The organism is Planococcus sp. ANT_H30, assembly GCF_008369335.1.
Lineage (GTDB): Bacteria > Bacillota > Bacilli > Bacillales_A > Planococcaceae > Planococcus > Planococcus kocurii.
The window spans coordinates 597,511-609,757 of sequence record NZ_VOBJ01000001.1 but is presented as its reverse complement, the minus strand read 5'-3'; the positions used below and the strand labels follow the sequence as shown (position 1 = coordinate 609,757).

The following is a 12,247-nucleotide window of genomic DNA, read 5'->3' as shown; positions in this document are numbered from 1 at the left end:
TTTTTAACGATTTATCTAGTTTTTACTTTCAAATACAATTCCTCTATTTTTTCAGGCAATAAAGGCTTTTGAAAATAATAGCCTTGAGCTTGATTGCATCGTCGAGCTTTTAAAAATGTTAGCTGTTCCAAAGTTTCCACGCCTTCAGCGATTACATTCAATCCTAGATTACGAGCCATTTGGATGATTGTGTCGACCAAAGCTGCATCTTTTGAATCAATGAGAATATTGCGTGTGAAATGTTGGTCAATTTTTAATGTATCAATCGGGAACAATTTTAAATAGCTTAAAGAAGAGTAGCCAGTACCAAAATCATCAATTGATAAATGAATGCCCATCGCTTTGAGTTGTTGCATTTTTGAAATGGCGGATGTAGCGCCTTGAATGATGCTTTCAGTTAATTCGAGTTCAAGAAATTCAGGTGCGAGTCCCGCATCGTCTAAAGCTAACGTGATGACTTCGGCAATATTCCCTTGTGAAAACTGCTTCGCTGAAATATTGACAGCTACGCGAAACGGCTCTACTCCTGCATCTTGCCAATCTTTTGTTTGTTGACAAGCAGTTCGAAGAACAAATTCACCGATACGCAGAATCATGCCACTTTCTTCTGCAATTGGAATAAATTCAGCAGGAGAAATGGTTCCAAGCTTCGCATGATGCCAGCGAACCAACGCTTCAACACCAATGATTTTTTCGGTTTCAAGATCAAATTGTGGCTGATAATGAACCGAAAATTCGTTCAGCTCTAAGCCTTTTCGGATACTCATAGCAATTTTTGATTTCCGAGCAATCAGTTCATTCATCTCAGAAGTAAAAAATTGAAAGTTGTTTTTGCCTTCTTCTTTCACGCGGTACATCGCAAGATCGGCATTTTTCACTAAAGTTTCAGCATCTGTGCTATCCGCTGGAAATAAACTAGCACCGATAGAAGGCGTAATAAAAACAGCTTCGTTGTTTAATTGGAAGGGGTTACTTAACATCTCTAAAATTTTCTGTGCGGTAGTTTGAGTTTTTTCATCGTCCGTGTTGGGCAGCAGTAAAACAAATTCATCACTGCCAATCCTCGCAAATGTATCATTTTTGTGGATACAGGATTTAATGCGATCGGCCACTTTCACTAACAGCTGATCCCCTAGTTGATGACCATACGTGTCGTTGACCATCTTGAAATGGTCTAAGTCAAGGTAAAGTACAGATAAAACCATCTTACTTTCTAGTGCTTGATTGATTGTCGAACGAAGGCGATCATTGAACAATCGGCGATTTGGCAAGCTCGTTAACGAATCCAGGTAGACCAGGTTGCTGATTTTCTCTTCGTTTGTTCTCCGGTCAGTGATGTCTCGAATAATCAGGCTGTAGTAGTTGCCTTTGGCTGTTTCCCAAGATCCTATGGATAATTCAACTGGAAACTGGCTGCCATCTTTTTTTGAGCCAATTAGCTCAAGCGTTTTTTGAGTGATTGATGCTTCGACGTATTGACTCGGATCCTGGCGTGCTTCAGGAAAAATTAAACGAACATCTTCGTAAACAATTTCCTTTTTGTTGTAGCCAAAAAGAGACTGTGCGCCTCCATTCCACTGGATGATTGTGCCTTTTGCATCTGTTACGACAATCCCATCTGTTGCGGATTCGATAATCGATTGAAATTGACGATTGTATTCATCAAGTAATGATTTTACTTTGTTGTCGCTGCGAATGCTCAGTACAGCAATCAGCAAAATTAATGCCATGCCAATCCCAACATTATAAGCAAGATAACTACTGTTCATTGAAGGAGCTGTTGTTACGTGATGAGTAGACGCTTCAAATCGTGCAGCTAACATGCCGATGTAATGCATGCCTGAAACACCGATCGTGATCAGCGCAGCGCTGGCTATTTTTGACCAAGAAAATCCGTGCCGGTCTCTCGAATAATGCAGTAAAAACATGGCTAATAGAGCAGCGACTAACGCGACCACTACTGACAATATCCACAGTACGGCATCATAGTAGACAATCGCCTGCGTTTGCATCGCGGCCATCCCAGTGTAATGCATGGCAACAATGCCGGTTGCAATTAAAACAGCACCAGCGATTACCTCGAATTTTTGGACGACGGGTTTACTGATAATGCTGAAAGCAAGTCCGCTTGCGAAAAGAGCCGGAAAGATTGAAATAACAACCAACGCTGTATTATAGGTTACTTCCATCGAGAGATGAAAAGCCAGCATACCGATAAAATGCATAGACCAAATGCCAAGTCCCATGACGAGAGCTCCGAACAAGATCCATTTTATTCGTGCTTTTCCAACGGTCTCGTGCAACATTCCGCTGATGTTCAAGGCGATAAAAGAAGAAACGAAAACGACAGCGACCGAAAGAAAGATTAATCGTGGATCGTAAGACAATGGTAAAACGTTCAAGTAATTTACACTTCCTTTATTTAGTAGAGAGTAAAAAGATAGAGTTATTTATAAAAAAATAGAAATTATTGAATGTAATTAAGGACGTATGACTTATTTATCTTAGCACAGCTATCAATAAAATTGATTTATTTTCAAAATTTATTAATAAAATATTTTCATGTTAAAAGCGATTCGTCGTGCTAAGGCTGAAACGGTTTTATAACAATAGCTTTATAATAGAGAACTGTTATTATTAAACAATAAAGGCTTAGAAAATAAGAATGAGAAGGTGAAAAGATGCAAGTTAAAAAAGCAATAATTCCAGCTGCTGGTCTTGGAACACGATTTCTTCCGGCAACTAAAGCAATGCCAAAAGAAATGCTACCTATCGTCGATAAGCCAACAATTCAGTACATAGTGGAAGAAGCAATTGCTTCTGGAATTGAAGACATTATCATTGTTACTGGTAAAGGAAAGCGTGCCATTGAAGATCATTTCGACCACGCCTTTGAATTGGAAGACACCTTATTAAAAAAAGGCAAGATTGACATGCTTGATTCGGTTCTAGAAACTTCCAATGTGGAAATCCATTACATTCGTCAAAAAGAACCACTTGGACTTGGTCATGCCATTTGGTCCGCGCGCCGCTTTATTGGCAATGAACCATTTGCCGTATTGCTAGGCGATGATATTGTAGAAAACGACGAGCCTTGTCTTGCTCAGTTGATGAAGCAAAACGAGTTGACTGGTAAAAGTGTCATCGGCGTTCAGCAAGTTCCAGAAGACGAAACGCATCGTTATGGCATTATTAATCCCGTTTCAATTGACGGAAAGCTAATTAAAGTTGATAACTTTGTGGAGAAGCCAGAAGCGGGAACTGCTCCATCCAATTATGCCATTATGGGCCGTTACATTTTGACACCTGAAATTTTCGATTTTTTAGGACAGCATCAGCTTGGTGCAGGCGGCGAAATTCAATTAACCGATGCTATCCAACAGCTCAACGAAGTACAGTCTGTCTATGCTTATGAATTTGAAGGACAGCGCTTTGATGTCGGTGAAAAATTTGGCTTTATTGAAACGACTATTGAATTTGCTTTAAAACGCCCTGAACTTAAAGATCGATTGTTAAAGCTTTTTGAGGAAAAGTTAAAACAGTCATACATTAGCGAGAAATAAGCAGAAGGCCATAAAAATCGTTTTATCCAATCGGGTGAAACGATTTTTATTTGTGTCTACTGATCAACGGTATCTTTGTATGAATAGCTTAAAAGGTGAATAATCTCAAAAATCTGATTTCTTTAGTGAATAAACAAAAAAACTGTGGTAGACTATTTGATGAAGAGTGGAAAATCTTAACAGCTAGCTTTTATGATCAATCTGTCAGTGTTTTTTAAATCCAGGTGAAGGAGGCATCTTTGAGGTGAATGATATTTACTTTGAACCAAATTATGGTCGACTCTATGAAAAAATTGAACAAGGAACGTGCGAGGTTTTTGAATTTCATCATGATTTAGGAACAGTCAATCACATGTTCATTAAAAGAGCTGTTCCAATAAGCATCAATGAAGAACCCTATTTTGATATTACGACACCTTATGGCTATGGTGGTCCTCGCATTACGAAATGTGAAGAAGTCCATAAGCGTGAGCTAGTTCAAGCTTTTCAGCTTGCTTTTAAAGCGTATTGTCAAAAAGAAAATATTGTTTGTGAGTTTGTACGTTTTCATCCTTTGTTTACGAATGCGCAAGATTTTGAAAGTTGCTATGACTTAACATTTCGCAGGTATACAACAGGAACCAACTTGAAAGATCACGACGATCCTGTCAAATCAGAATTTTCGAAGTCAAAGCAAAAAAGTATTCAAAAAGCTTTACAAGCAGGTGTAGAATACCGAGTAACAGTCAATCCTCCAGATTTAGAGGAATTTAAACGTCTTTACTATTCAACGATGAAAAGAAAAGACGCGGATGCTGTCTACTATTTCAATGATGCCTATTTCAGTAAATTGCTGGATACTTTAGGAGAACACATCGTTCTTGTAGAAGTATTGTACGAAGAAAAGGTTATTGCAGTTGGCTTAAACTTGATTCACGAAAAATTTATCCACATTCACTTATCTGGAACACTCAAAGAATACCAACACCTGTCTTCTGCTTTTATTATGCGATACGCGCTCGTTAAGTGGGGGAAAGAGAATGGCATGGAGCTGACTCACGAAGGTGGCGGTGTAACAGGAAACGCGGACGATCCTTTGTATCTATTCAAAAAGCAATTCGGTAAAAACACAGAATTCAAGTACTACATTAGCAATAAAATCTGGAATCAAAAAATTTACGATTTACTGTGCACAACAGCATGGGTGGACAAAGAATCAACATCCTTCCCAGCTTATCGCTCAAAAGTAACACAAGCAGTACATAAATAAACTGCTTCTACTAATTATTTACGCGTAAAACGAGAGGTCTGCTTTGGAGCAGACCTCTTTTTGGGTTGTCTAAAAGCTTCAGGGATTCAGAAAACGACTCTTCCTATCGATAGGGCTGGTTTTCGCTTTTTAAACTACCTGTTATAATAGACTTTATTGAATATGAACTAATTTCAACAGAAAAGGACTTATCATATGACTACTTATAAATTTTTTTCATGGATAGCAGCGTTGTTCTGGATGGCGGTTATTTTTTATCTGTCTCATCAACCAGGTTCTGCATCAAGTAATTTAAGTTCGGGCGTTGTAACGGCATTGTTAGACCTCCTTAATCTAATAGCACCGCAAGTAGAATTAGATGTGGAAACATTTCATACCTTTATTCGAAAAAACGCTCACTTTTCCGCTTATTTTCTGCTGGGTCTGTTAAGTTTGAATGCCTGGAGAAGCAGTGGATTTACTGGACTCAAACAACTAATTCTTGGACTTGGCATGTGTATATTGTTCGCAACAACTGATGAGATCCATCAATTGTTTATTGAAGGACGAAGCGGAGAAGTTAGAGATGTCATGATTGATAGTGCTGGGGCAACTTTAGGCGTTTTAATCTATAGCTTGTTTGGGTATTTATGGGATTCGATGAAAGAAAAGACGTTAAAAAGAAAGTAAAGATGTAAAAATGACAACTTTATGACTGGATTAGGTTCAAAAGTCATAGATAATTCTGGTGCGCTGATAGATATGAGACTAGTAAATGTTGAGAATTTAGCGTAAGATAGTATCAATTAGCAATAATAATGGAAATTATAAGGAGTAATGCAATCATGTCAGCAATTAGTTTGCCAAAAGAGAGGTGGAGTCCATGTGGGCTTTACTAACAGGTGGTTTTGTATTCGTTGCGGCCATCATTTTTTCGTTGGGAAAAGCAAGCTCAAAACGAGAAGATGCTAGCCATCGCCATCGCGAAGAACTATTGGCACGTAACAAAGACACTGTCGCAAAAGAAACGGTTGTCACTATTTTAGAACCACAACCAGCAGAACAACAAAAATCACATAGAGAAAACAAGACACGGCATCCTTCAGAGCAACTATGAGGTGTCGTGTTTTTTAGTTCTTAATGACTAATTATGATTTTTATTTGAATTTTCAGTTTTTTAATTGTTATTTCCAGTCAACTATCTGTATGATAAGAAGTGAAGACATTTTATGCTGTAGGGGGTGATTGGGATGAACATAAGGAAAATAGGTTTTGTGCTGCTATTGCTTCTAGGCGTCGCGGGGGGTAGTTATTTCTTTTTAATAATGGAAAAGCTACCGCAAGAAGTTGAAGTTGAAAACGGAAGTGAAAGCAATCGTGCAGCTTTAGACGAAGCAGTCGATAAAACGACAGAAATTCAAAAATCCATCGACGAAACACCAGCTGGAGGAACGTTGGAAATTCCACCGGGTGTTTACAAGCTTAGCAAAAACCCAGATTTGAAAGCGGTCACTGGATATGGTGACAGTTATTTTGCATTAAAAATTTCAAAGCCAATCACTATTGTAATGGACGAAGTTATATTTCAAACAGATACAGATGACGAATACGGTGTGTTTTGGGTGAATGAAACAGAAGATGTTCATTTAAAAGGTGGTTTTCTTATGGGAGAACGTTTACCAGAAGAAGGCTCTTTAACCTCTCATATCGCAATTTTGTTTTTGTATACGAACAACAGTTCAATTGAAGACACTTACATGAAAAATTATTCTCAAGGCGTGCATCTCAACCATTCAGATCATAATATTGTTCGAAAAGTAACCTCCGAATTCAATTATGGATCAGGGATTATCAACTTTGACTCTGATCAAAATGTCATTGATTCATGCGTCGTGCGAAATTCGGGTGATGGCCATATCTCTCTTTATGGAGGTGGCAGTGACAACCGTGTAGTTAACTGCATGGTTACTGAAGATCGGCCAGGTTATGAGGATCAACAAGGAATTACTGTGGAAAGTGAAAAGGCTAGCACGATTGAAAACAATACAGTAAGCGGATTTTACTATGGCATTGATGTCAAAAATGCTTCAGAGTCGAACATCATTGAATCGAACATCGCTTTTAATAACGAATACAATATCGCGGTAAGAGGAGGAGATGGTGGTGAAAACTTAGAGTTGCCAAGCTACAATACACAGATTCTTAACAATATGGTTGTGGACCCGCGAGGTAAATCCTCCTATGGAATTTATGTTGGTGCAGGTGACGGCCATGTCGTGATTGGAAATACGTTAAATGTCGACAATCTCATCATTCCAGAAAAAGATTTAGAAGTTTATGAAAGCCAAAACTTTTTTGTAGAAGAATAAAATCAAACACGTTTCCTTTTAGAGCGGATAAAAGCTTGGGGAATCGTGTTTTTTACTGCCTGCTGTAAAGTGAGGTGCGGTTATAGACGTTCGGGGTGCGCTTCTAGCCGTTTGGGGTGCGGTTTAGTCGAATGGAGGTGCGCTTCTAGCCGTGCGAGGTGCGGCTTTACCCGTTTCAAGTGCAGTCAGTTCTCATCAATAAAATAAACGCTCTTACAAATTTTCTACAAATGATATAATTGACAATAAGACAATGTTAAACAGCTAAAGGAGGAAAATAATCTATGGCAATTTTAGTTTGTGGGGGCGCAGGATATATTGGCAGTCACACTGTTAAAGAGTTGGTAACTACATACGAGGTAGTCGTGCTCGATAATTTGACGACTGGCTTTGAAAGCTTAGTTGATAAGCGAGCAACTTTCGTCAAAGGTGATTTGGGCGATCCGGAAGTAGTAGACACAATCTTCAAAACGTATAGCATTGACGCAGTCTTTCATTTTGCGGCGAACAGCTTAGTGGGGGAATCAGTAGAAAATCCGCTAAAATACTACCGCAATAATGTCGGTGCCACTTTGGTGCTTTTGGAGAAAATGATCGAGTACAACGTCAACCGCTTTATCTTTTCATCAACAGCGGCGACTTATGGCATACCTAATTCAGAACTGATTACCGAAGAAACTGCCACCAATCCGATCAATCCTTATGGACGCTCGAAACTGATGATTGAACAAATTTTGGCTGATATGGCTCGCGTTCACGATTTTCAATACGTCGTGCTGCGTTATTTTAATGCTGCAGGTGCGCATCATTCGGGAGAAATCGGTGAGAGCCATGATCCGGAATCGCATTTGATTCCAATTGTACTTCAGCATCTTCTTGGAGAGCGTGAGCAAATTTCAGTGTTTGGTACGGATTATGAAACAAGTGATGGCACATGTGTCCGTGACTATATTCATGTAACTGATTTGGCACGTGCGCATATTCTTTCTTACGAAGGAATGACCGGTGGGGAAATTGCGAATCAAACCTATAATCTTGGTAACGGTGCAGGTTACTCGGTCAATGAAATTATCGAAACGTGTCAACAAATTTCAGGCAAGCAAGCAACGATTAACTATGCGCCGAGACGTGCAGGAGATCCAGCAGCTTTAGTTGCCTCATCCGATAAAATTAGCAAAGAATTAGGATGGCAACCAACATTCGATTTGACTGCTATTATATCGAGCGCGTGGGCATGGCATTCGAAATAACAAAACCCCTTTGAGCATAGATTGCTCAAAGGGGTTTTAAAAATGTTACAAAGCTATTTTATTTCTGAAAAGTTAGAATTTTTTGTATTTATTTTTTCATTGTATGCTAAAATGAAAAAGATACTAAGCTAGGAGTATAAAGCGATGATTTGAGCTGTCATCTCTGCTCGGTATTTCTAAAAAAACCTGTTAAACTCGTAATCTATCTTACTCAAAATTGAGGAGTGAAGCGCATGACAACTACCCCGCTAGTCAGCATTGTCTGCACGAGCTACAATCACGGAGATTATCTGGCTGACGCGATTGATAGCTTTCTTATGCAAGAAACAACATTTGATGTGGAAATCTTGATTTACGACGATGCCTCAACTGATCATAGTCCTCACGTAATCAAACAATACGAAAATAAGTATCCCTCTTTAATTAACCCAATCTACCAAACCCATAATCAATATTCAAAAGGAGTTCGAGTTGAACTTTTTAATCACAACCGGGCCAAAGGAAAATACATTGCTGTTTGTGAAGGTGACGATTATTGGACAGATCCCTACAAATTGCAAAAACAAGTTGACTATATGGAGGCTCATCCTTCTTGTAGTATGACGGTGCATGCGGCAGACCGTGTGCTTTCAGACAAGAAGAAAGTTCTATCTACGGTAAGACCGGCGCATGGGAATGCCGTTTTTTCCATGGAACGCGTGATAGAGGGAGACGGCGACTTGATTGCGACAAACTCCATGGTCTATTCAAAAGAAAAAATAGCTGTACTTGCCCCATTTTACTTGAATGCAGTAGTAGGAGATTACCCGTTGGTTATTTTAGCCGCGCTTCATGGAACAGTAGATTATTTGGATGATAATATGTCGGCTTATCGAGTAGGAGTTAAGGGCTCATGGACAGAACGGGAGTTAGCGACCAGCACAAAGCGGATCAACCATTATCATCATATGGAAGAAATGTTCGACGAGATTAACGAATACACCCATTTTATGTATAACGATGCATTGATTAAGGCGAAAAATCGCTATCAGTTTTTACGTTTACTGGATCAGGGAAAATTTAAAGAAATAAAGCAGGGGGACTACCGAAAAACTTACTTAGAGCTCAGCATGAAAAAACGAATAGTTTTGGAGATGAAACGGTATTTTCCAACCATCACAAATACGCTCCGAAAAGTAAAGTGGAAAATGATTCGATAAGGATAAGGCGAACAGGAGGATAGGAGATCGGTAAATGGAACCACAATCGTCAATGAAAAAAAAGACAATCGGCGGTCTGCTGTGGAGTTTCGGGGATTTAGTCGGCAATCAAGGCATTCAATTTCTTATTCAAATCATTTTGGCACGCATGCTGTTGCCTGAACATTTTGGGTTAATAGGCATGATACTGGTGTTTATTGCATTGTCTAATTCCTTAGTCGACAGTGGATTTACGCAAGCCTTAATACGAGAACGCAACGCGAGTCAAACGGATTATTCAACGGTTTTTTACTTTAATTTTTTGATTGCTGTCCTGATTTACTGGATTCTCTACGCGGCAGCACCAAGTATTGGTCGCTTTTTTGATGAGCCACAACTCGTACAGCTTGTTCGCGTATTGTCTATCGGTATTATGATCAACTCATTTGCCGTTATACCCAAAGCGATGTTCGCTAAAGAAGTGAATTTCAAGGTCCAAGCAAAAATTAATTTGAGTTCCAGTATTCTATCGGGACTTCTCGCGGTTGGACTAGCGATGGCAGGATATGGTGTTTGGAGTTTGGTGCTACGGCAATTGTCGATGAACACCATTCAATCCCTGTTGTTTACGCTATCGAAAAAGTGGATGCCTTCATTCGTGTTTAGCGTCACCTCGTTCAAACGATTATTCGGTTTTGGCTGGAAGCTTCTCGTCTCAGGTTTGATCGATACTTTCTATACCAATGTTTATTTCTTGATTATCGGCAAGCAATATTCCACTGCACAATTAGGGTACTATACAAATGCATCTCGTTTTAGTGAAATTGTTTCACAAAATTTAGCTGCTACTATTCTACGGGTGACGTATCCAGTGCTTAGTCGCATTCAAGATGATAATGAACGCTTAAAACAGTCTTATAAAAACATCACGAAGCTCGCAGCTTTTCTTATCTTTCCGATAATGGTAGGTATGGCAGCTGTGGGTGAGCCGCTAGTACTTCTCGTGTTTGGTGAAAAATGGCTTCCAATGATCACTTACTTCCAATTGTTATCCATCGCGGGAATGCTTTACCCAATTTTAGCTCTCGATCTGAGCATTTTCCAAGTAAAAGGCCGATCTGATTTGTATCTTCTTTTGGAAATAATCAATAAAACCTCATTGACCGTGCTATTGCTGATTGCCATTGGACTAGAATTTGGAGTTATTGGGTTGATCGTAGCTGCGACCTTAAATACGTACCTTGAATTTTTCGTTAACTGTCATTTCTCTAAAAAAGAAGTGGCATATCCAGCGAAAGAAAAAGTGCGTGACTTACTTCCAATGTACTTGCTGTCTTTAGGAATGGGCGGTGTCGTATGGACACTTGGCGAAATGTTGAAAACGCCAGTTCTTTTCCAACTGACAATCCAGGTTACGGCTGGAATAGTCGTTTATGTGACGGCCTGTTGGATTGCAAACGTCGGAGAACTGAAGACGGTCTATAAACTAATCATGTCTATTCCTTCATTAAAAAACCGGTAAGCAGGATTAGCTGCTTACCGGTTTTTTGGGACTTCTTCATTTATGTTTATGGCCATCGATAGGCTGGGAAAAGTTCGCTTTCAATATTGGAATCTGTTTCTTTTAGTAATTGCTGGTAAACTTGTTGGTCCCATATTTTATTGCCAACATAGTAGTCAAATTCCGTATTCTTCCCAAATTTCTTTTTGAATAAATACAGCGTGTCATCGGGACCAGGATTAACACCACCACCTGAATGAATATATTCCACGCCTTGTTCTTTAGCCCATAACACAATGGCGTAGGTCATGACGTAAACAGGTGACAGGTGATTAAAGTCGCCGTCAACGGTGCCAGAAAGATGAGTATGGATGACATTGCCGGAATGGAAATGGAGCTCTGCGCCAATCACTTGGGAATCGAAAATGGCCTCAACTAATAGTAGTTGATCACCAAAATTATCAAGGATTTTTGAAAAGTATTCACGATCAAACAAGTAGAAATCGGCGGCACCAACGCGTTTCATTGTGGTGAGATAAATATCTTGAAATTGATCTAAGTTAGATGGATTCAATGTAATTCGATAAGTCACACCGTCTCTTAATGCTTTTCGAATTCTCTTGCGTGTTGAGCCTGAAAATTCTTCCTGTACAGGATCTTCAAACCCTTTTAACGTGACGCCTGTAGTATGGCGCCTGAAAAGAACCGTATAACAGGACTTGAAATCTTCAGCATTGCCGGCAATCGGATGAAAGCGAACAAACTCACTGACGATATTGTGTCTTTGACAATAATCTTGAAAAGCTTGAGAAAATTGCGTAATCAGTTCATCCTTACCAGTTTTGTCCGCTAAATCGGTAATGACAGGACCTCCGTAGCCATAAGGCGTCATAAGGTCAAAATAAGGACCACCTTCTAGTGAGACCGGAATTTCTCTTTTGATAAATTGGTGATAGACCGATCCTAGAGGATGTTCGAATTCGAAAACTTCGCAGCTTCCTCCTTCCATCTTTTCATAAAGTTCAATATAATCTTTTGTCAAAAATAAATCCCTCAAAATAAAACCTCATTTCTTCAAATTGGTAGGATACATTTTAACCTTCATCTTCTCTATTCTAAGTTCAGTCATGCAGAATCCGTTTTCTTGTTAGATATAAC

The 12,247-nt window shown here is 39.3% G+C and carries 10 protein-coding genes; 8 read left to right on the top strand and 2 right to left on the bottom strand.

All coding sequences use genetic code 11. The features are described 5' to 3' along the window. Positions 1-11: 11 nt before the first annotated feature. Entirely contained in the window at positions 12-2,246 is a 2,235-nt protein-coding gene (locus FQ085_RS02935; protein WP_082707587.1) for a bifunctional diguanylate cyclase/phosphodiesterase, read from the bottom strand. A 435-nt stretch (positions 2,247-2,681) separates the two neighbouring features. Here FQ085_RS02935 and galU point away from each other — a divergent pair, with 435 nt between their 5' ends. The 8 genes from galU (at position 2,682) to FQ085_RS02895 (ending at position 11,110) form a co-directional block, all read left to right on the top strand. Beyond that, positions 2,682-3,563, top strand: coding sequence for a UTP--glucose-1-phosphate uridylyltransferase GalU (galU, locus tag FQ085_RS02930; protein ID WP_058384589.1), 882 nt, complete (start codon positions 2,682-2,684; stop codon positions 3,561-3,563). 244 nt (positions 3,564-3,807) lie between these two features. Then, the gene (locus tag FQ085_RS02925) at positions 3,808-4,812 is read left to right on the top strand and encodes a peptidoglycan bridge formation glycyltransferase FemA/FemB family protein (protein WP_058384590.1); all 1,005 of its coding nucleotides are present in this window, start codon (positions 3,808-3,810) and stop codon (positions 4,810-4,812) included. Between the two features lie 195 nt (positions 4,813-5,007). Continuing rightward, complete coding sequence (locus tag FQ085_RS02920; RefSeq protein ID WP_149455871.1) at positions 5,008-5,481, top strand: VanZ family protein; 474 nt, start codon at positions 5,008-5,010, stop codon at positions 5,479-5,481. A 193-nt stretch (positions 5,482-5,674) separates the two neighbouring features. Then, positions 5,675-5,908, top strand: a complete 234-nt coding sequence (locus FQ085_RS02915; protein ID WP_149455870.1) for a hypothetical protein — start codon at positions 5,675-5,677, stop codon at positions 5,906-5,908. Between the two features lie 133 nt (positions 5,909-6,041). Continuing rightward, positions 6,042-7,160, top strand: coding sequence for a right-handed parallel beta-helix repeat-containing protein (locus FQ085_RS02910; RefSeq protein ID WP_149455869.1), 1,119 nt, complete (start codon positions 6,042-6,044; stop codon positions 7,158-7,160). Between the two features lie 284 nt (positions 7,161-7,444). Next, positions 7,445-8,410 (top strand): UDP-glucose 4-epimerase GalE, encoded by a 966-nt coding sequence (galE, locus tag FQ085_RS02905; protein ID WP_149455868.1) that lies wholly within the window; start codon positions 7,445-7,447, stop codon positions 8,408-8,410. Positions 8,411-8,643: 233 nt separating this feature from the next. Beyond that, positions 8,644-9,609, top strand: coding sequence for a glycosyltransferase family 2 protein (locus tag FQ085_RS02900; protein ID WP_149455867.1), 966 nt, complete (start codon positions 8,644-8,646; stop codon positions 9,607-9,609). A 34-nt stretch (positions 9,610-9,643) separates the two neighbouring features. After that, the gene (locus FQ085_RS02895) at positions 9,644-11,110 is read left to right on the top strand and encodes a lipopolysaccharide biosynthesis protein (RefSeq protein WP_149455866.1); all 1,467 of its coding nucleotides are present in this window, start codon (positions 9,644-9,646) and stop codon (positions 11,108-11,110) included. A 46-nt stretch (positions 11,111-11,156) separates the two neighbouring features. Here the strand turns inward: FQ085_RS02895 and FQ085_RS02890 are convergent, their stop codons facing one another. After that, positions 11,157-12,146, bottom strand: coding sequence for a GNAT family N-acetyltransferase (locus FQ085_RS02890; protein WP_149455865.1), 990 nt, complete (start codon positions 12,144-12,146; stop codon positions 11,157-11,159). Positions 12,147-12,247: the final 101 nt, after the last annotated feature.

Bases quoted from the DNA above. Each gene is read 5' to 3' on its own strand.
- FQ085_RS02935 (WP_082707587.1), bottom strand. From the start codon at position 2,246: ATGGGACTTGGCATTTGGTCTATGCATTTTATCGGTATGCTGGCTTTT.
- galU (WP_058384589.1), top strand. From the start codon at position 2,682: ATGCAAGTTAAAAAAGCAATAATTCCAGCTGCTGGTCTTGGAACACGA.
- FQ085_RS02920 (WP_149455871.1), top strand. From the start codon at position 5,008: ATGACTACTTATAAATTTTTTTCATGGATAGCAGCGTTGTTCTGGATG.
- FQ085_RS02915 (WP_149455870.1), top strand. From the start codon at position 5,675: ATGTGGGCTTTACTAACAGGTGGTTTTGTATTCGTTGCGGCCATCATT.
- FQ085_RS02910 (WP_149455869.1), top strand. From the start codon at position 6,042: ATGAACATAAGGAAAATAGGTTTTGTGCTGCTATTGCTTCTAGGCGTC.
- galE (WP_149455868.1), top strand. From the start codon at position 7,445: ATGGCAATTTTAGTTTGTGGGGGCGCAGGATATATTGGCAGTCACACT.
- FQ085_RS02900 (WP_149455867.1), top strand. From the start codon at position 8,644: ATGACAACTACCCCGCTAGTCAGCATTGTCTGCACGAGCTACAATCAC.
- FQ085_RS02895 (WP_149455866.1), top strand. From the start codon at position 9,644: ATGGAACCACAATCGTCAATGAAAAAAAAGACAATCGGCGGTCTGCTG.